Annotated in this window: 27 protein-coding genes; 26 read left to right on the forward strand and 1 reads right to left on the reverse strand. The window is 63.3% G+C overall.

Annotated features, from left to right (window positions below):
* The 26 genes from rplD to AASM09_RS04205 all read left to right on the forward strand — a co-directional run bounded on the left by rplD (position 1) and on the right by AASM09_RS04205 (position 14,074).
* Positions 1-606, forward strand: a complete 606-nt coding sequence (gene rplD / locus AASM09_RS04080; RefSeq protein WP_049432779.1) for a 50S ribosomal protein L4 — start codon at positions 1-3, stop codon at positions 604-606.
* Positions 603-902 (forward strand): 50S ribosomal protein L23, encoded by a 300-nt coding sequence (gene rplW, locus AASM09_RS04085; RefSeq protein ID WP_004145338.1) that lies wholly within the window; start codon positions 603-605, stop codon positions 900-902. The genes rplD and rplW overlap by 4 nt, the downstream gene beginning before the upstream one ends.
* Positions 903-912: 10 nt before the next feature.
* The gene (rplB, locus tag AASM09_RS04090) at positions 913-1,740 is read left to right on the forward strand and encodes a 50S ribosomal protein L2 (RefSeq protein ID WP_004145339.1); all 828 of its coding nucleotides are present in this window, start codon (positions 913-915) and stop codon (positions 1,738-1,740) included.
* A gap of 6 nt (positions 1,741-1,746) precedes the next feature.
* Entirely contained in the window at positions 1,747-2,016 is a 270-nt protein-coding gene (rpsS, locus tag AASM09_RS04095; protein ID WP_004154485.1) for a 30S ribosomal protein S19, read from the forward strand.
* A 12-nt stretch (positions 2,017-2,028) separates the two neighbouring features.
* Positions 2,029-2,364 (forward strand): 50S ribosomal protein L22, encoded by a 336-nt coding sequence (gene rplV / locus AASM09_RS04100; protein WP_004145348.1) that lies wholly within the window; start codon positions 2,029-2,031, stop codon positions 2,362-2,364.
* An 18-nt stretch (positions 2,365-2,382) separates the two neighbouring features.
* Positions 2,383-3,117 carry a 30S ribosomal protein S3 gene (gene rpsC, locus AASM09_RS04105; RefSeq protein WP_004145350.1) on the forward strand — a complete coding sequence of 245 codons (735 nt, stop codon included), beginning with the start codon at positions 2,383-2,385 and terminating at the stop codon, positions 3,115-3,117.
* Between the two features lie 5 nt (positions 3,118-3,122).
* Positions 3,123-3,536, forward strand: a complete 414-nt coding sequence (rplP, locus tag AASM09_RS04110; RefSeq protein WP_004154486.1) for a 50S ribosomal protein L16 — start codon at positions 3,123-3,125, stop codon at positions 3,534-3,536.
* The gene (rpmC, locus tag AASM09_RS04115) at positions 3,536-3,721 is read left to right on the forward strand and encodes a 50S ribosomal protein L29 (RefSeq protein ID WP_004154487.1); all 186 of its coding nucleotides are present in this window, start codon (positions 3,536-3,538) and stop codon (positions 3,719-3,721) included. Before rplP ends, rpmC begins: the two co-directional genes overlap by 1 nt.
* Positions 3,722-3,732: 11 nt before the next feature.
* A complete protein-coding gene (gene rpsQ / locus AASM09_RS04120) occupies positions 3,733-4,002 on the forward strand; it encodes a 30S ribosomal protein S17 (protein WP_004154489.1) in 270 nt (89 codons plus the stop codon).
* A 12-nt stretch (positions 4,003-4,014) separates the two neighbouring features.
* Positions 4,015-4,383: a 50S ribosomal protein L14 gene (gene rplN, locus AASM09_RS04125; RefSeq protein WP_004145357.1), complete on the forward strand. Its 369-nt coding sequence runs from the start codon at positions 4,015-4,017 to the stop codon at positions 4,381-4,383.
* A gap of 16 nt (positions 4,384-4,399) precedes the next feature.
* Positions 4,400-4,717 carry a 50S ribosomal protein L24 gene (gene rplX / locus AASM09_RS04130; RefSeq protein ID WP_004154490.1) on the forward strand — a complete coding sequence of 106 codons (318 nt, stop codon included), beginning with the start codon at positions 4,400-4,402 and terminating at the stop codon, positions 4,715-4,717.
* 11 nt (positions 4,718-4,728) lie between these two features.
* Positions 4,729-5,271 (forward strand): 50S ribosomal protein L5, encoded by a 543-nt coding sequence (gene rplE / locus AASM09_RS04135; protein WP_004154491.1) that lies wholly within the window; start codon positions 4,729-4,731, stop codon positions 5,269-5,271.
* 18 nt (positions 5,272-5,289) lie between these two features.
* A complete protein-coding gene (gene rpsN, locus AASM09_RS04140) occupies positions 5,290-5,595 on the forward strand; it encodes a 30S ribosomal protein S14 (RefSeq protein WP_005408209.1) in 306 nt (101 codons plus the stop codon).
* A gap of 258 nt (positions 5,596-5,853) precedes the next feature.
* Positions 5,854-6,252, forward strand: coding sequence for a 30S ribosomal protein S8 (gene rpsH / locus AASM09_RS04145; RefSeq protein WP_005408210.1), 399 nt, complete (start codon positions 5,854-5,856; stop codon positions 6,250-6,252).
* Positions 6,253-6,270: 18 nt separating this feature from the next.
* Positions 6,271-6,795 (forward strand): 50S ribosomal protein L6, encoded by a 525-nt coding sequence (gene rplF / locus AASM09_RS04150; protein ID WP_014646052.1) that lies wholly within the window; start codon positions 6,271-6,273, stop codon positions 6,793-6,795.
* A gap of 80 nt (positions 6,796-6,875) precedes the next feature.
* On the forward strand, positions 6,876-7,235 hold the full coding sequence (gene rplR, locus AASM09_RS04155) for a 50S ribosomal protein L18 (protein ID WP_169411773.1): 360 nt from the start codon (positions 6,876-6,878) through the stop codon (positions 7,233-7,235).
* Positions 7,236-7,396: 161 nt separating this feature from the next.
* Entirely contained in the window at positions 7,397-7,939 is a 543-nt protein-coding gene (gene rpsE / locus AASM09_RS04160) for a 30S ribosomal protein S5 (RefSeq protein ID WP_005408213.1), read from the forward strand.
* Positions 7,932-8,123, forward strand: coding sequence for a 50S ribosomal protein L30 (rpmD, locus tag AASM09_RS04165; protein WP_005408214.1), 192 nt, complete (start codon positions 7,932-7,934; stop codon positions 8,121-8,123). The genes rpsE and rpmD overlap by 8 nt, the downstream gene beginning before the upstream one ends.
* A 6-nt stretch (positions 8,124-8,129) precedes the next feature.
* Complete coding sequence (rplO, locus tag AASM09_RS04170; RefSeq protein WP_004154498.1) at positions 8,130-8,573, forward strand: 50S ribosomal protein L15; 444 nt, start codon at positions 8,130-8,132, stop codon at positions 8,571-8,573.
* Between the two features lie 7 nt (positions 8,574-8,580).
* Entirely contained in the window at positions 8,581-9,948 is a 1,368-nt protein-coding gene (gene secY, locus AASM09_RS04175) for a preprotein translocase subunit SecY (protein WP_005415420.1), read from the forward strand.
* 346 nt (positions 9,949-10,294) lie between these two features.
* Complete coding sequence (gene rpsM, locus AASM09_RS04180; protein ID WP_004154500.1) at positions 10,295-10,651, forward strand: 30S ribosomal protein S13; 357 nt, start codon at positions 10,295-10,297, stop codon at positions 10,649-10,651.
* A gap of 11 nt (positions 10,652-10,662) precedes the next feature.
* The gene (rpsK, locus tag AASM09_RS04185) at positions 10,663-11,052 is read left to right on the forward strand and encodes a 30S ribosomal protein S11 (protein WP_004145443.1); all 390 of its coding nucleotides are present in this window, start codon (positions 10,663-10,665) and stop codon (positions 11,050-11,052) included.
* 15 nt (positions 11,053-11,067) lie between these two features.
* Complete coding sequence (rpsD, locus tag AASM09_RS04190) at positions 11,068-11,697, forward strand: 30S ribosomal protein S4 (protein WP_004145446.1); 630 nt, start codon at positions 11,068-11,070, stop codon at positions 11,695-11,697.
* 55 nt (positions 11,698-11,752) lie between these two features.
* A complete protein-coding gene (locus AASM09_RS04195; protein WP_004145453.1) occupies positions 11,753-12,751 on the forward strand; it encodes a DNA-directed RNA polymerase subunit alpha in 999 nt (332 codons plus the stop codon).
* 190 nt (positions 12,752-12,941) lie between these two features.
* The gene (gene rplQ / locus AASM09_RS04200) at positions 12,942-13,325 is read left to right on the forward strand and encodes a 50S ribosomal protein L17 (protein WP_005408217.1); all 384 of its coding nucleotides are present in this window, start codon (positions 12,942-12,944) and stop codon (positions 13,323-13,325) included.
* A 242-nt stretch (positions 13,326-13,567) separates the two neighbouring features.
* Entirely contained in the window at positions 13,568-14,074 is a 507-nt protein-coding gene (locus AASM09_RS04205) for a disulfide bond formation protein B (RefSeq protein ID WP_049432774.1), read from the forward strand.
* A gap of 117 nt (positions 14,075-14,191) precedes the next feature.
* On the opposite strand, the gene AASM09_RS04210 is transcribed toward AASM09_RS04205, so the two are convergent.
* Positions 14,192-16,318, reverse strand: a complete 2,127-nt coding sequence (locus AASM09_RS04210; protein ID WP_049432772.1) for a TonB-dependent receptor — start codon at positions 16,316-16,318, stop codon at positions 14,192-14,194.
* Between the last annotated feature and the right edge of the window lie 41 nt (positions 16,319-16,359).

Consider the following 16,359-nt stretch of genomic DNA (forward strand, 5'->3'; position numbering starts at 1 on the left):
ATGGAACTCGTTATCACGGGTAGCAACAACAAGGTCTCGGTCTCCGAAGCCGTGTTCGGTCGCGATTTCAGCGAAGATCTGGTCCACCAGGTCGTCGTTGCCTACCGCAACGCCGGTCGCGCCGGCACCAAGGCACAGAAGACTCGCTCTGAAGTGGCTGGTACCACCAAGAAGTCGAAGAAGCAGAAGGGCGGCGGCGCGCGTCATGGCGCACTGACGGCTCCGATCTTCGTCGGCGGCGGTGTCACCTTCGCGGCCAAGCCGCGCAGCTTCGAGCAGAAGGTCAATCGCAAGCAGTACCGTGCCGCCATGTGCGCGATCCTGTCCGAGCTGAACCGTCAGGGCCGTCTGACCATCGTGGAGTCCTTCGACGTCGAAGTGACCAACACGAAGGGTCTGATCGCCAAGCTGGCCGGCCTGGAAGTGGGCAAGCGCCCGCTGATCGTCACCGAAGAAGCGTCCGAGCACCTGTACCTGTCCGCCCGCAATCTGCCGTACGTGCAGGTGCGTGACGTCCAGGGTCTGGATCCGGTCTCGCTGGTGGGTGCCGACACGGTCGTCATCACCGCTGACGCGGTCAAGAAGGTCGAGGAGTGGCTGGCATGAACAGCAACGAAAAAATCTTCAGCGTGCTGCGTGCCCCGCGTGTCTCCGAAAAGACCGCGCGCCTGCAGGAACTCTCCAACCAGTATGTCTTCGAAGTTTCGAACGAAGCCACCAAGGCCGATGTAAAGGCCGCGGTTGAGCAGCTGTTCGACGTCAAGGTCGAAGCCGTCAACGTGGTCAACGTCAAGGGCAAGAACAAGTCCTTCCGTAACCGTGCTGGCCGCCGCGGCGATTGGCGCAAGGCGTACGTTCGCCTGGCCGATGGCCAGTCGATCGATGTAACGGCCAAGGCCTGAGGTACATCCCATGCCATTGATGAAATTCAAGCCCACTTCCCCCGGCCGCCGTTCGGCCGTGCGCGTGGTCACTCCCGACCTGCACAAGGGTGCTCCGCACGCCGCGCTGGTCGAGTCGCAGAGCCGCTCGGGTGGTCGTAACCACCATGGCCGCATCACCGTGCGTCACGTCGGTGGTGGTGCCAAGCAGCACTACCGCATCATCGACTTCAAGCGCAACAAGCTGGGCATCCCGGCGCGCGTGGAACGCATCGAATACGATCCGAACCGCACCGCCCACATCGCTCTGCTGTGCTACGTCGACGGTGAGCGTCGCTACATCATCGCCCCGAAGGGCCTGAAGGCTGGTGATCAGGTGATCGCTGGTTCGGATGCCCCGATCAAGGCTGGCAACACCCTGCCGCTGCGCAACATCCCGGTCGGCACCACCATCCACTGCATCGAACTGAAGCCGGGCAAGGGCGCTCAGATCGCTCGCGCCGCCGGTGCGGCCGTGCAGCTGGTGGCTCGCGAAGGCATCTACGCCACCCTGCGCCTGCGCTCGGGTGAAATGCGCAAGGTTCCGGTCGAGTGCTGCGCCACCATCGGCGAGGTCGGCAACGACGAGCACAGCCTGGAAAAGCTGGGCAAGGCCGGTGCCAAGCGTTGGCGCGGCGTCCGCCCGACCGTTCGTGGTGCTGCCATGAACCCGGTTGACCACCCGCACGGTGGTGGTGAGGCCAAGGCCGGCCAGGGTAACCCGCATCCGGTCACCCCGTGGGGTGTCCCGACCAAGGGTTACAAGACGCGCCATAACAAGCGCACTCAGCAGTTCATCGTCCGCGATCGTAGGGGCTAATCGACCATGGCACGTTCACTCAAGAAGGGCCCGTTCGTCGATCACCACCTCGTCAAGAAGGTGGAGGCCGCTGCGGGCAGCAAGAAGCCGATCAAGACCTGGTCGCGCCGTTCGATGATCCTGCCTGACATGGTAGGCGTCACCATTGCCGTGCATAACGGCAAGAACCACATCCCGGTTCTCGTCAACGAGAACATGGTCGGCCACAAGCTCGGCGAATTTGCCATCACCCGGACCTTCAAGGGTCACGGTGGTGACAAGAAGTCGGGCAAGTAAGGAGAGATGACAATGGAAGCGAAAGCCATCCTGCGCACTGCGCGCATCTCCCCGCAGAAGGCTCGTCTGGTCGCTGACCAGGTGCGCGGTCTGCCGGCCGAGCGTGCGGTCAACCTGCTGAAGTTCTCGGACAAGAAGGCTGCCCACCTGATCAAGAAGGTGGTGGAGTCGGCTATTGCAAATGCCGAGAACAACCAGGGCGCCGACGTCGACGAGCTGAAGGTTCAGACCATCATGGTTGATGAAGGTCCGACCCTGAAGCGTTTCATGGCGCGGGCGAAAGGCCGCGGTACCCGCATCCTCAAGCGCACCAGCCACATCACTGTGGTTGTGGGCGCCGCCAAGTAAGCGGATAAGGAAAAGACCATGGGTCATAAAGTTCATCCGATTGGTATCCGCCTCGGCATTTCCAAGGACTGGAACTCCAAGTGGTACGCCAACAAGGCCGAGTTCGCTGGTTACCTGGCAGCCGACCTGAAAGTGCGCGAAATGCTGCGCAAGAAGCTGGCTCAGGCCGGCATCAGCAAGATCCTGATCGAGCGTCCGGCCAAGACCGCTCGCGTGACGATCCACACCGCCCGTCCGGGCGTGGTGATCGGCAAGCGCGGTGAGGACATCGAGAAGCTGCGCAAGGAAGTGAGCGAGATGATGGGCGTCCCGGCGCACATCAACGTCACCGAAGTGCGCAAGCCGGAACTGGACGCGCAGCTCGTTGCCGAGTCGATCGCCCAGCAGCTGGAGCGTCGCATCATGTTCCGCCGTGCAATGAAGCGCTCGGTCGGCAACGCGATGCGCCTGGGTGCCCTGGGCATCAAGGTCAACGTCGGTGGCCGCCTCAACGGTGCAGAAATTGCCCGTTCGGAGTGGTACCGCGAAGGCCGCGTGCCGCTGCACACCCTGCGTGCCGACATCGACTATGGCTTCGCTGAAGCCAAGACGACCTACGGCATCATCGGCATCAAGGTCTGGATCTACAAGGGCGAGGTCTTCGATTTCTCCCAGGTTGGCCAGGAAAAGCAGGACGACACCCCGTCGCGCAACGATCGTCACGATCGCGGCGACCGTGGTGACCGTCAGCGCCCGGCCCGTGAAGCGAGGTAACGACAATGTTGCAACCCAAGCGAACCAAGTACCGCAAGGTACACAAGGGCCGTAACGATGGCCTGAGCTGGAGCGCCAACGCTGTCAGCTTCGGCGAATACGGCCTGAAGGCAACCGCACACGGTCAGCTGACCGCGCGTCAGATCGAAGCGGCCCGCCGCTCGATCAGCCGCTACGTCAAGCGCGGCGGCAAGATGTGGATCCGCGTGTTCCCCGACAAGCCCATCACCAAGAAGCCCATCGAAGTCCGAATGGGTTCTGGTAAGGGCAACGTGGAATACTGGGTGGCCCAGATCCAGCCCGGCCGCATGATCTATGAAATCGAGGGTGTTTCCGAGGAAGTGGCTCGCGAGGCGTTCCGCCTGGCCGCCGCCAAGCTCTCGGTCACCACCACTTTCGTGACCCGTACGGTGCGCTGATGGATATCAAAACTCTCCGTGAAAAGTCGGCTGACGAACTCAAGGCCCATCTGATCGACCTGCGTAAGGAACAGTTCTCTGTCCGTATGCAGCAGGTCACCGGCCAGCTGCCGAAGACCCACGACATTCGCCGGGTCCGTCGCGAGATTGCTCGCGTCAAGACCCTGCTCGGCAGCACGAAGTAAGGATGGCCGCTATGAGCGACAATACTGAAAAGAAGACGCTGCGCACGGTCGAAGGCCGTGTCGTCAGCAACAAGATGGACAAGACGGTTACCGTCCTGGTTGAGCGTCAGGTCAAGCACGCGCTGTACGGCAAGTACATCAAGCGCTCGACCAAGCTGCACGCCCACGATGCCGACAACGCCTGCAAGGAAGGCGATGTCGTCCGCGTGACCGAGATTGCTCCGATGTCCAAGACCAAGAACTGGCGCGTGGTGGAAGTCATCACGCGTGCGGCTGAATAAGGAGTCTGAATCATGATCCAGATGCAGAGCTACCTTGACGTCGCGGACAATTCGGGTGCCAAGCAGGTGATGTGCTTCAAGGTGCTGGGTGGTTCCAAGCGCCGTTACGCCGGCATCGGCGACATCATCAAGGTCACCGTGAAGGATGCGATTCCGCGCGGCAAGGTCAAGAAGGGTGAAGTGTATGACGCCGTCGTGGTGCGTACCCGCAAGGGTGTGCGTCGCGCCGACGGCTCGCTGATCCGCTTCGACGGCAACGCTGCCGTTCTGCTGAACAGCAAGCAGGAGCCGATCGGTACCCGTATCTTCGGGCCGGTGACTCGTGAACTTCGTTCGGAGAAGTTCATGAAGATCGTCTCGCTCGCTCCCGAAGTGCTGTGAGCGACAGGAGATAATCATGGCTAACCGTATCAAGAAGGGCGACCAGGTTGTCGTCAACGCTGGCAAGGACAAGGGCAAGCAGGGCGAAGTCGTCCGCGTCGATGGCGACCGTGTGGTCGTCGCCAACGTGAACATCGTCAAGCGCCACACCAAGCCGAACCCGCAGGCAGGTGTTGCCGGCGGCGTGGTCGAGCGCGAAGCTTCGATCCATATCTCCAACGTGAATGTTCTGAACCCGGCTTCGGGCAAGGGCGAACGCGTTGGCTTCAAGGTGCTGGAGGATGGACGCAAACTGCGTGTGTTCCGCTCCAGCGGTGAGGCGCTCGACGCCTGAGGAATGAGAAGATGAGTTCCCGTCTCGAAAAGTTCTACAAGGACGAAGTGGTGCCGGCGCTGATGAAGCAGTTCGGCTACACCAATCCGATGGAAGTGCCGAAGCTGGTCAAGGTCACCCTGAACATGGGTGTCGGCGAAGCGGCCACCAACAAGAAGATCCTGGAAAACGCCGTCGGCGACATGACCAAGATTTCCGGCCAGAAGCCGGTTGTCACCAAGTCGCGCGTGTCGGTTGCGTCGTTCAAGATCCGCGATGGTTGGCCGATCGGCTGCAAGACCACGCTGCGTCGCCACAAGATGTACGAGTTCCTGGATCGCCTGATCAACATCTCGCTGCCGCGCGTGCGCGACTTCCGTGGTGTTTCCGGTCGTTCCTTCGACGGCCGCGGCAACTTCAACATGGGTGTGAAGGAGCAGATCATCTTCCCGGAAATCGACTTCGACGCCGTCGACGCGATCCGCGGTATGGATATCGCCATCACCACCACTGCGAAGACCGACGCGGAAGCGAAGGCGCTGCTGGCAGCGTTCAAGTTCCCGTTCCGTAACTGATCTGTCGAGGAAACCGAAATGGCAAAGACCTCCATGGTCAACCGCGACATCAAGCGGGAAAAGCTGGCAAAGAAGTACGCTGAAAAGCGTGCGGCTCTGAAGAAGATCGTGTCCTCCGTGGACGCGACCTACGAAGAGAAGATCGACGCCGCAACCAAGCTGGCCAAGCTGCCGCGCGATTCGTCGCCGAGCCGCCAGCGCAACCGTTGCGAGCTGTCGGGTCGTCCGCGTGGCGTCTACAGCAAGTTCGGCCTGGGCCGTAACAAGCTGCGTGAAGCCACCATGCGTGGCGACGTCCCGGGTCTGCGCAAGGCCAGCTGGTAATCCCAGCCGGCCCTGCGATCAGGAGCCCCTTCGGGGGTTCCTGAACCGGGCAGGGGAGGCATTCAGCTTTCCCGACGCAAAAAAACCGAAGAGCCCGGCGCAAGCCGGGCTCTTTTGGCGTATACTCCCGCGTCTTGCCCTGCGCAAACGGGGTCGTAGGAGTGGGCTTCCGGCCCGCTGCATCAAGGGACCTGGCCCGTTTCCAGGAGACAACAGATTTTCGCGAAAGCGGATATCGGTGCACTCAAAGGTACTCATATGAGCATGACTGATCCCATCGCCGACCTGCTGGTCCGCATCAAGAATGCGGCCGCGGTAGGCAAGCAGACGGTGAAGGCCCCGTCGTCCAAGATCAAGGTTGCGATCGCCCAGGTCCTGAAGGACGAGGGTTACATCACCGACCTGCGCGTGACCCAGCTGGAAAACAACAAGTCCGAGCTGGAAATCGTGCTGAAGTATTTCGAAGGCAAGCCGGTCATCGCGACCCTGAAGCGCTTCTCGCGTTCGGGCCTGCGCCAGTACCGCGGCAAGAGCGAGCTGCCGAAGGTCATGAACGGCCTGGGTATCTCCATCATTTCCACCTCCAAGGGCATCATGACTGATGCGCAGGCGCGCCAGCTGGGCGTCGGCGGCGAAGTCCTGTGCTTCGTGGCCTAAGGCGAAAGGAGTAGAACTATGTCCCGCGTAGCCAAGAAGCCGATTACCCTGGGTAAGGTTGAACTGAACGTCCAGTCGGACAGCGTCACCGCCAAGGGCCCGAAGGGTACCCTGTCGCTGGCCAAGCCGGCCGGTATTGCCATCAACGTCGACAACGGCGTTGCCACCCTGAGCACCGAGAACGCCGAGCTGGTCGCACTGACCGGTACCGTGCGTGCGATCCTGTCCAACATGGTCAAGGGCGTGTCCGAAGGCTTCGAGCGCAAGCTGGAGCTGGTCGGCGTGGGTTACCGCGCTGCCATGCAGGGCAAGGACCTGAGCCTGTCCCTGGGCTTCTCGCACCCGGTCGTGTTCGTGGCGCCGGAAGGCATCACCATCACCACTCCGACCCAGACCGAGATCCTGGTCCAGGGCGCTGACAAGCAGGTCGTCGGTGAAGTTGCCGCCAAGATCCGTGCGTTCCGCAAGCCGGAGCCGTACAAGGGCAAGGGCGTGAAGTACTCCGACGAAGTCATCATCCGTAAGGAAGCCAAGAAGGCATAAGCGCGAGTCCCTCGCAAGAGCCCGCACATCCCTGTGCGGACTTCTCAGGGAAAAGCTCTTCCTTCAGCTTTCAAGGAATAATCAAAATGAACAAGAACATCGCCCGCCTGCGTCGCGCCAAGTCGACCCGCGCCCACATCCGTGAGCTCGGCGTCGCCCGCCTGTCGGTGCTGCGCACCGGCCAGCACCTGTACGCCCAGGTCTTCACCGCCGACGGTTCCAAGGTGCTGGCTGCCGCCAACACCACCCAGACCGACGTCAAGGAAGGCCTGAAGAACGGCAAGAACGCCGACGCCGCCGCCAAGGTCGGCCGTATCGTCGCTGAGCGCGCCAAGGCCGCCGGCGTCGAGAAGGTTGCCTTCGATCGTTCGGGCTACCGCTACCACGGCCGCATCAAGGCCCTGGCAGAAGCCGCCCGCGAAGCCGGCCTGCAGTTCTAAGGGATAAGGGCAGGGGACCTGTGGTCTCCTGCCCGCCTGCTCGCCCGCCTGAGTGAGGCGGGACGGCGCCACTCTTCTGCAGTGGTTCACCGGAACAACGCGACATTCCACAACCATAAGCGGCCTCGAGCCGTACATACCCAAACAACCAAGGAATCAACATGGCAGAAGAGCGTCAGCAGCGGGGTCGCGATCGCGACCGTAACCGCGAAGAGAAGATCGACGACGGCATGATCGAAAAGCTGGTCGCGGTCAACCGCGTCAGCAAGACCGTCAAGGGTGGCCGCCAGTTCACCTTCACCGCCCTGACCGTTGTCGGCGACGGCGAAGGCAAGGTCGGTTTCGGTTATGGCAAGGCCCGCGAAGTGCCGGTCGCCATCCAGAAGTCGATGGAACAGGCCCGCAAGAACCTGGTCAGCGTTGACCTGAACAACGGCACCCTGTGGCACACCATCAAGGATGGTCACGGCGCAGCCCGCGTGTTCATGCAGCCGGCTTCGGAAGGTACCGGTGTGATCGCCGGCGGTGCCATGCGCGCCGTGCTGGAAGCCGTTGGCGTGAAGAACGTGCTGGCCAAGGCCACCGGTTCGCGCAACCCGATCAACCTGGTGCGTGCCACCGTGAAGGGCCTGTCTGCTGCGCAGTCGCCGGCCCGCATCGCGGCCAAGCGCGGCAAGAAGGTGGAGGAACTCAACCATGGCTAATGAGTCCAACAAGACTGTCAAGGTCCGCCTGGTGCGTGGCCTGCGTGGCACCCAGTCGCGTCACCGCCTGTCGGTGCGTGCCCTGGGCCTGAACAAGCTCAACGATGTGCGTGAACTGAAGGACAGCCCGCAGGTGCGCGGCCTGATCAACAAGGTTCAGTACCTCGTCCAGGTTGAGGAGTAATCGACCATGACTCTGCGTCTCAATGAACTGAGCCCGGCACCGGGCGCCCGCACCGAGCGTACCCGCGTCGGTCGCGGTATCGGCTCGGGCCTGGGCAAGACTGCCGGCCGCGGCCACAAGGGTTCGTTCGCCCGCAAGGGTGGCGGCAAGATCAAGGCTGGCTTCGAAGGCGGCCAGACCCCCATGCAGCGTCGTCTGCCGAAGATCGGCTTCCGTTCGCCGATCGCCAAGGACACCGCTGAAGTGCTGCTGTACGCGCTGGACAAGCTGCCGGCCGGTGAGATCGACTTCGCCGCCCTGCGTGCTGCCAAGCTGGTCCCGAGCACTGCCAAGAAGGCCAAGGTCGTCGTCAAGGGCGAAGTGACCAAGGCGTTCACCCTGAAGGGTATTGCTGCCACGGCTGGTGCCAAGGCCGCGATCGAAGCTGCCGGCGGCAGCGTAACGGAGTAAGAAAATCATGGCGCAAGCTGGCATCGGTAACCTCGCGGGCGGAATGGGCAAGTTCACTGAACTTCGCCAACGTTTGCTGTTCGTCGTCGGGGCTTTGATCGTCTATCGCATCGGCTGCTACGTGCCGGTGCCGGGCGTCAATCCCGATGCCATGCTTGCCATGATGCAACAGCAGGGCGGCGGCATCGTGGACATGTTCAACATGTTCTCGGGCGGCGCCCTGCACCGTTTCAGCATCTTCGCGCTGAACGTGATGCCGTACATCTCGGCATCGATCGTGATGCAGCTGGCCGTGCACATCTTCCCCGCCCTGAAGGCGATGCAGAAGGAAGGTGAGTCCGGCCGCCGCAAGATCACCCAGTATTCGCGCATCGGCGCCGTGCTGCTGGCAGTGGTGCAGGGCGGCTCGATCGCGCTGGCCCTGCAGGGCCAGGTCTCGCCGTCGGGCGCACCGGTCGTGTACGCACCGGGCATGGGCTTCGTGCTCACCGCCGTGGTCGCGCTGACCGCCGGCACCATGTTCCTGATGTGGGTCGGTGAGCAGGTCACCGAGCGCGGCATCGGCAACGGCGTGTCGCTGATCATCTTCGCCGGTATCGTCGCCGGCCTGCCGGGTGCGGTCATCCACACCTTCGACGCCTACCGCGACGGCAACATCCAGTTCATCCAGCTGCTGCTGATCGCCATCGTCGTGCTCGCCTTCACCTTCTTCGTGGTGTTCGTCGAGCGTGGCCAGCGCCGGATCACGGTCAACTACGCGCGCCGCCAGGGCGGTCGCAACGCGTACATGAACCAGACCTCGTTCCTGCCGCTGAAGCTCAACATGGCCGGCGTCATCCCGGCGATCTTCGCCTCGAGCCTGCTGGCCTTCCCGGCCACCCTGGCCATGTGGTCCGGCCAGGCGGCCAACCAGAGCAGCTTCGGCCAGGTTCTGCAGAAGGTCGCCAATGCCCTGGGCCCGGGCGAACCGCTGCACATGATCGTGTTCGCCGCACTGATCACCGGCTTTGCGTTCTTCTACACCGCGCTGGTGTTCAACTCGCAGGAAACCGCCGACAACCTGAAGAAGTCCGGCGCGCTGATTCCGGGCATCCGTCCGGGCAAGGCCACCGCCGACTACATCGACGGCGTGCTGACCCGCCTGACCGCAGCGGGTTCGGCCTACCTGGTGATTGTCTGCCTGCTGCCGGAACTGATGCGCACGCAGCTGAACGCCTCGTTCTACTTCGGCGGTACTTCGCTGCTGATCGTGGTGGTGGTGGTGATGGACTTCATCGCCCAGGTGCAGGCGCACCTGATGTCCCACCAGTACGAGAGCCTGCTGAAGAAGGCCAACCTGAAGGGCGGCAACCGCGGCGGTTTTGCCCGCGGCTGATTGGCCTGTTATACTTTCGTCTTCCTGACGTGATGGTCCCTCCGCTTCGCGGACTCCGGCCACACAAACGAAGGGCGGCCCCCGCAGCGGTTCCGGGTGGGGGTGTGATGAGGTGGTCCCGCGCTGGAGTAGCGTGGGCGGCCCCGGGGGAACCCCAGGTCCAACCCCATCCGGCGCCGGAGCCTGGGCACACTCCCCAGGCCGGGTTCATGAAACCAATGGTTTCACGGGCTTCCATGTAAACCGGAACCTTGTTAGTATCGCTAGTTCACTTTTTTGATCCATCCTGCCGGATTGGCGTGCCCGAGGCGCGCTGTCGGCCATCACTCAGCTGGAGAACCGCGTCATGGCGCGTATTGCAGGCGTCAACCTGCCAGCCCAGAAGCACGTCTGGGTCGGGTTGCAAAGCATTTACGGCATCGGCCGTACCCGTTCGAAGAAGGTCTGCGAAGTCGCAGGCGTTGCTTCGACCACCAAGATCCGCGATCTGTCGGAGCCGGAAATCGAGCGCCTGCGCGCCGAAGTCGGCAAGTACATCGTGGAAGGCGATCTGCGCCGTGAAATCGGCATCGCGATCAAGCGCCTGATGGACCTGGGCTGCTACCGCGGCCTGCGTCACCGTCGTGGCCTCCCGCTGCGTGGCCAGCGCACCCGTACCAACGCCCGCACCCGCAAGGGTCCGCGCAAGGCGATCAAGAAGTAAGGGACTGAGAAATGGCTAAGCCCGCTGCTAAGACCAAGAAGAAGATCAAGCGCGTCGTCACCGACGGCGTTGCCCACGTCCACGCTTCGTTCAACAACACCATCGTCACCATCACCGACCGCCAGGGCAACGCTCTGTCGTGGGCGACCTCCGGTGGCGCTGGCTTCCGCGGTTCGCGCAAGTCGACCCCGTTCGCTGCCCAGGTGGCTGCTGAAAAGGCCGGTCGCGCTGCGCTGGACTACGGCGTGAAGTCGCTGGAAGTCCGCATCAAGGGCCCGGGTCCGGGCCGTGAGTCGGCCGTGCGTTCGTTGAACAACGTCGGCTACAAGATCACCAACATCATCGACGTGACGCCTATCCCGCACAACGGGTGCCGTCCGCCGAAGAAGCGTCGCGTCTAAAGGGAGCGATAAGAAATGGCTCGTTATATCGGTCCTACCTGTAAGCTCGCCCGTCGCGAAGGCGCCGACCTGTCCCTGAAGAGCCCGGCGCGTGCGCTGGACTCCAAGTGCAAGCTGGAGCAGAAGCCCGGCCAGCACGGCGCCACTGCCCGCAAGGGCAAGCTGTCCGACTACGCTACCCAGCTGCGTGAAAAGCAGAAGGTCAAGCGTATCTACGGCCTGCTGGAGCGTCAGTTCCGCAACTACTACAAGAAGGCCTCGACCAAGAAGGGCAACACCGGCGAGAACCTGCTGCAGCTGCTGGAAACCCGCCTGGACAACGTCGTCTACCGCATGGGCTTCGCCGTGACCCGTCCGGCTGCCCGTCAGCTGGTGTCGCACCGCGGCGTCACCGTGAATGGCAAGTCGGTCAACCTGGCTTCGTACCAGGTCAAGGCTGGCGACGCCATCGCCCTGTCTGAAAAGGCTGCCAAGCAGCTGCGCGTCCAGGAAGCCCTGACCGTCGCCGCCCAGCATGACCTGAGCCCGTCGTGGGTTGAAGTGGATTCCGGCAAGTTCACCGGTATCTTCAAGGCTGTTCCGGATCGTTCGGATCTGCCTGCGGACATCAACGAAGCGCTGATCGTCGAGCTGTATTCGAAGTAATTCACATTGGAGAGCCCCCGGCGACGGCCGGGGGTTCACTAGGAGAACCCGCAACATGACGGTTACCGCCAACCAGGTTCTGCGTCCTCGCGGTCCGCAGATCGAACGCCTTACCGACACCCGTGCAAAGGTCGTTATCGAACCTTTGGAGCGGGGTTACGGGCATACGCTGGGTAATGCCCTGCGTCGCGTGCTGCTGTCGTCCATCCCGGGCTTCGCCATCACGGAAGTCGAAATCGACGGCGTGTTGCATGAGTACACCACGGTCGAAGGTCTGCAGGAGGACGTGCTCGAAGTCCTGCTGAACCTCAAGGACGTGGCCATCCGTATGCACTCCGGCGACAGCGCCACCCTGTCCCTGTCCAAGCAGGGCCCGGGCGTTGTCACCGCTGCCGACATCAAGGTCGACCACAATGTGGAGATCCTGAACGGCGACCATGTGATCTGCCACCTGACCAAGGACACGGCAGTCAACATGCGTCTGAAGATCGAACGTGGTTTCGGCTACCAGCCGGCTGCCGCGCGTCGTCGTCCGGACGAAGAAACCCGTGCCATCGGCCGCCTGGTCCTGGATGCCTCGTTCTCGCCGGTCCGCCGCGTCGCCTATGCCGTGGAAGCGGCCCGCGTCGAACAGCGTACCGACCTGGACAAGCTGGTCATCGATATCGAGACCAACGGCACCATCGATGCCGAGGAAGCCGTGCGCACCGCCGCCGACATCCTCAGCGACCAGCTGTCGGTGTTCGGTGACTTCACCCACCGCGACCGCGGTGCGGCCAAGCCGGCCAACAACGGCGTGGATCCGGTGCTGCTGCGCCCGATCGACGATCTGGAGCTGACCGTGCGTTCGGCCAACTGCCTGAAGGCTGAAAGCATCTACTACATCGGCGATCTGATCCAGAAGACCGAAGTGGAGCTGCTGAAGACCCCGAACCTGGGCAAGAAGTCGCTCACCGAGATCAAGGAAGTGCTGGCTCAGCGCGGCCTGTCGCTCGGCATGAAGCTGGAGAACTGGCCGCCGGCCGGCGTCGCCAGCCACGGCATGCTGGGCTGATATCGGTAATGCCTGAGGGCTCCACCGTTCGCGGTGGAGCCTTCAACGCAACACAACATGCCACGACGAACCCAAGGTTCGCGGGCAGGTCGTCCAGGATGGATGGCCAGGACCAACCGCAGTCCGCGCAGCAACGCCAGGATGGCGACAACGATCCACACAGCCTCATCATTAACCAAGGAATATCACCATGCGTCACCAGAAGTCTGGCCGTAAGTTCAGCCGCACCAGCGCCCACCGCGAAGCGATGTTCAAGAACATGGCTGCCTCGCTGTTCAAGCACGAGCTGATCAAGACCACCCTGCCGAAGGCCAAGGAACTGCGCCGCGTTGCCGAGCCGCTGATCACCCTGGCCAAGGTCGACTCCGTCGCCAACCGCCGTCTGGCCTTCGCCCGCCTGCGCGACAACGAAGCCGTGGGCAACCTGTTCACCATCCTGGGCCCGCGCTACGCGAACCGTCCGGGCGGCTACCTGCGCCTGCTGAAGTGCGGCTTCCGCGCCGGCGACAACGCGCCGATGGCCTACGTCGAACTGGTCGACCGTCCGGTTGTGGCCGAGGAAGTGGCCGAGTAATCGGACCGCTCCAACGCGACACAGCGAAAGCCCGGCCTCCGCCGGGCTTTTGCGTTTCTGCGGGGTCGGATCCCGTGCCGCAGGCACGGGCTCTGACCCCATGCAGGCAGTACCGCGGGTCAGAGCCCTTTGCATTCGCAAAGGGATCTGACCCGCACCGTTCCGACAGGCGTCACCTGTAGCGGTTCGAATGGCGCGCACTCTCGGTTACGCTTGGCGCCTGATCCATTCGAGCGTTGACGATGAATCCACTGCGCTGGCCCTTCCGCGCCCAGTTCTTCCTGGGCTTCCTGATCTGCGCGGGCCTGCTTGGCTACGCCATCTTCCTGCAGCTGAAGATGGGCCTGGAGCCGTGTCCGTTGTGCATCTTCCAGCGCCTGGCGTTCGCCGCGCTGGGCCTGCTGTTCCTGATCGGTGCACTGCATGGTCCGTCCAACCGCCCGGGACGCGCGACCTATGGCGTGCTGGCCTTCATTGCCGCGGCAGTAGGTGTCGGCATCGCCGCGCGCCACGTCTACGTGCAGATGCTGCCGCCGGAAATGGGTTCCACCTGTGGCCCGCCGCTGGCCTTCCTGAGTGAGACCATGGGGCCGCTGGAAGTGTTCCGCACGGTGCTGACCGGTACCGGCAACTGCGGCAACATCGACTGGACGTTCCTGGGCCTGACCATGCCGATGTGGTCGGGCGTGTGGTTCGTGCTGCTGGCGCTGTGGGCGCTGGTGGTGTCGCTGCGCAAGGTCAGGCGCTGAAGGCAGGACGGGGTCGGATCCCTTTGCATCGCAAAGGGATCTGACCCCTTTCCCAACCCCATTTCCGGTGCGGGGGCAGAGCCCTTTCCTGCGGAAAGGGATCTGACCCCTGTCTGATCAGAAATCCTGCTGCAGGCTCAGGTAGGCACCGCGGCGTGGTCCCCACTGCGGGGCGAACACACCCACGCCGCCACCGTCGCGCAGCTGGTAGCTGCGGTCCAGCGCGTTGATCACCGCCAGCTGCACATGCAGCGGATGCCCGCTGTCGGCGTTGAAGTCATGCCCGGCGCTGAGGTTCACCTGCAGGTACGACGGCAGCTCGCCGCCGTTGGGCACGCCCTCGATGTCCGAACGCAGGCCGCTGCCGAACACGTAGTTGGCGCCGATCCGGTTGTGCCCGGCGAAGGCGTAGCTGAGGCCACCCGACGACGTCAGCTTCTGGTCGTGGTCGAGGTGGATCCAGTGATCGGCCACATAGGCCAGGGCATCCGGATCGAGGTTGTACTGGCTGGTGATGACCTGGGTGCCGATCGCCTTGTTGTAGGCCGCGTTGAAGTAGGCGCTGAACGGGCCGTTGCTGTAGTCGGCGCTGAACTCCAGGCCGCGGATGTGGCCACGGCGATAGTTGAAGGTCGAGTAGATGTAGGCGGCGCCGAACTGGCCTTCATCCTGCAGGCGCGCGACGCGCCGATCGTAGGCATCCAGGCCGAGCGTCAGGTGCTCGCCCAGTTGCTGTGAGAGACCGATGTCGTAGTAGTCGCTGCGCTCGGCCAGCGGTGTGTTGTTGCCGCCACTGGGTTGCTGGTTGGTGGTGCCGTCGTACAGCGCAATGTCGCTGCTGGCGATCAACTCGCTGGCCGGTGGCGTGAAGTAGCGCGAATAGCCAGCGTGCACGGTGGTGCTGTCGCTGGCATTCCAGACCACGCCCACGCGCGGGCTGAGCTGGCCCTCGCTGCGGCCGAAGGCCCTGTAGCGGTCGCCGCGCAGGCCGTAGTTCACGGTCCAGTCCTCGCCGATCTTCCACTCGTCCTGCACGTACAGTGCCAGCGTGCTGGCGTGGAACGCGCTGCGATCGGCAATCAGCAGCGGCGTGGTGCTGGACTGCTGGCCGTTGTCGTCAACCGGGAAAACCCAGCTGTTGCTGCTGGCCCGCGCGTTCTCGTAGTTGCCGTACAGGCCATAGCGCAGCGTGTGGTCGTTGCCCAGCGGCGTGGAGAAATCGGCCTGCAGGGTGGTGGCGCGATTGCTGCGCAGCACCTGCGAGGCGACGCCACTGAACACCAGGTCACCGATGACATCGGGATTGAAGCCGACATCGCTGTAACGCTGCCCGGCCGAGAGCTGATAGGCGGTGCTGCCCAGCGAGCCCTGCAGTACCAGCATGCCGAAACGGGTGGTCTCGCGCTGGGTTTCATCCAGCTGGCTGGAATCGAAGGTGGAGGTATCGAGATAGCCGAACTGCGGCGCCTGACCTGGATTGACCGGAATCTGGAAGCGGTTGTTGGCGAAGCCGGCAAACACGCTCAGGCGGGTGCTCTCATTGACCAGGTAGGTCAGGTCGGCGAATGCCTTGCCCTGGTGCGTGTCGTCGTGCAACGGCTTGCGCGTGTTGGTGGGATTCTCCAGGCCGACATCGTTCTGATCGTAGTTGCCGGTCAGGAACCAGCTCCAGCGCCCCTGGCTGCCCCACCAGGAGGCATTCGGATTGACCTTGCCGAACGAGCCGGTGGTCAGCCCCGCGCTGCCGCCGTTGCCCAGCTCGGCACCGTTGCGGGTGGTGATGTCGACCACCGCCGCGGTGCGCTCGCCGAACTGTGCCGGCAGCGCGCCGTCCATCAGGCGGATGCTCTTGATGGTGCGCGCGTCCAGGGTCTGGCCGAAGCCGGAGATCGATTCGGGCAGCAGCACGCCGTTGATGCGGTACTGCAGATTGGCGTGGTCGCCACGCACATGCACGCCGCCATAGGAGTCCTGGACCACGCCCGGGGCCTGCAGCAGCACCTGGCTGAGCGGCGCGGAGGCGCCCAACGGCTGTTTCTGGATGTCCTCGGCAGTGATCTGGTACTGGCTGCTGCCGATGTCCGGCGACAGCGTGTTGCGGGCCTGGTCGAGCTGGGCGTGGACGGTGACCGCGTCCAGGTCCTTGACGGACGAAGAGGTGTCGTCGGCTGCCAAGGCGAAGGCGGGCAGGCTGGCCAGGGCCAGGGCGAAGGTGATGCCGGTAGCGAGGGGCGAGGGCTTCATGGCGGATAGGCTGTGGAAGGGGCCAATGGGGATTGAGTGTT

The sequence above is a fragment of the Stenotrophomonas maltophilia genome, from assembly GCF_039555535.1.
GTDB lineage: Bacteria > Pseudomonadota > Gammaproteobacteria > Xanthomonadales > Xanthomonadaceae > Stenotrophomonas > Stenotrophomonas maltophilia_Q.

Excerpts from the sequence above, each read along its gene's own strand:
- rplD (WP_049432779.1), top strand. The coding sequence starts at position 1 with ATGGAACTCGTTATCACGGGTAGCAACAACAAGGTCTCGGTCTCCGAA.
- rplW (WP_004145338.1), top strand. The coding sequence starts at position 603 with ATGAACAGCAACGAAAAAATCTTCAGCGTGCTGCGTGCCCCGCGTGTC.
- rplB (WP_004145339.1), top strand. The coding sequence starts at position 913 with ATGCCATTGATGAAATTCAAGCCCACTTCCCCCGGCCGCCGTTCGGCC.
- rpsS (WP_004154485.1), top strand. The coding sequence starts at position 1,747 with ATGGCACGTTCACTCAAGAAGGGCCCGTTCGTCGATCACCACCTCGTC.
- rplV (WP_004145348.1), top strand. The coding sequence starts at position 2,029 with ATGGAAGCGAAAGCCATCCTGCGCACTGCGCGCATCTCCCCGCAGAAG.
- rpsC (WP_004145350.1), top strand. The coding sequence starts at position 2,383 with ATGGGTCATAAAGTTCATCCGATTGGTATCCGCCTCGGCATTTCCAAG.
- rplP (WP_004154486.1), top strand. The coding sequence starts at position 3,123 with ATGTTGCAACCCAAGCGAACCAAGTACCGCAAGGTACACAAGGGCCGT.
- rpmC (WP_004154487.1), top strand. The coding sequence starts at position 3,536 with ATGGATATCAAAACTCTCCGTGAAAAGTCGGCTGACGAACTCAAGGCC.
- rpsQ (WP_004154489.1), top strand. The coding sequence starts at position 3,733 with ATGAGCGACAATACTGAAAAGAAGACGCTGCGCACGGTCGAAGGCCGT.
- rplN (WP_004145357.1), top strand. The coding sequence starts at position 4,015 with ATGATCCAGATGCAGAGCTACCTTGACGTCGCGGACAATTCGGGTGCC.
- rplX (WP_004154490.1), top strand. The coding sequence starts at position 4,400 with ATGGCTAACCGTATCAAGAAGGGCGACCAGGTTGTCGTCAACGCTGGC.
- rplE (WP_004154491.1), top strand. The coding sequence starts at position 4,729 with ATGAGTTCCCGTCTCGAAAAGTTCTACAAGGACGAAGTGGTGCCGGCG.
- rpsN (WP_005408209.1), top strand. The coding sequence starts at position 5,290 with ATGGCAAAGACCTCCATGGTCAACCGCGACATCAAGCGGGAAAAGCTG.
- rpsH (WP_005408210.1), top strand. The coding sequence starts at position 5,854 with ATGAGCATGACTGATCCCATCGCCGACCTGCTGGTCCGCATCAAGAAT.
- rplF (WP_014646052.1), top strand. The coding sequence starts at position 6,271 with ATGTCCCGCGTAGCCAAGAAGCCGATTACCCTGGGTAAGGTTGAACTG.
- rpsE (WP_005408213.1), top strand. The coding sequence starts at position 7,397 with ATGGCAGAAGAGCGTCAGCAGCGGGGTCGCGATCGCGACCGTAACCGC.
- rpmD (WP_005408214.1), top strand. The coding sequence starts at position 7,932 with ATGGCTAATGAGTCCAACAAGACTGTCAAGGTCCGCCTGGTGCGTGGC.
- rplO (WP_004154498.1), top strand. The coding sequence starts at position 8,130 with ATGACTCTGCGTCTCAATGAACTGAGCCCGGCACCGGGCGCCCGCACC.
- secY (WP_005415420.1), top strand. The coding sequence starts at position 8,581 with ATGGCGCAAGCTGGCATCGGTAACCTCGCGGGCGGAATGGGCAAGTTC.
- rpsM (WP_004154500.1), top strand. The coding sequence starts at position 10,295 with ATGGCGCGTATTGCAGGCGTCAACCTGCCAGCCCAGAAGCACGTCTGG.
- rpsK (WP_004145443.1), top strand. The coding sequence starts at position 10,663 with ATGGCTAAGCCCGCTGCTAAGACCAAGAAGAAGATCAAGCGCGTCGTC.
- rpsD (WP_004145446.1), top strand. The coding sequence starts at position 11,068 with ATGGCTCGTTATATCGGTCCTACCTGTAAGCTCGCCCGTCGCGAAGGC.
- AASM09_RS04195 (WP_004145453.1), top strand. The coding sequence starts at position 11,753 with ATGACGGTTACCGCCAACCAGGTTCTGCGTCCTCGCGGTCCGCAGATC.
- rplQ (WP_005408217.1), top strand. The coding sequence starts at position 12,942 with ATGCGTCACCAGAAGTCTGGCCGTAAGTTCAGCCGCACCAGCGCCCAC.
- AASM09_RS04205 (WP_049432774.1), top strand. The coding sequence starts at position 13,568 with ATGAATCCACTGCGCTGGCCCTTCCGCGCCCAGTTCTTCCTGGGCTTC.
- AASM09_RS04210 (WP_049432772.1), bottom strand. The coding sequence starts at position 16,318 with ATGAAGCCCTCGCCCCTCGCTACCGGCATCACCTTCGCCCTGGCCCTG.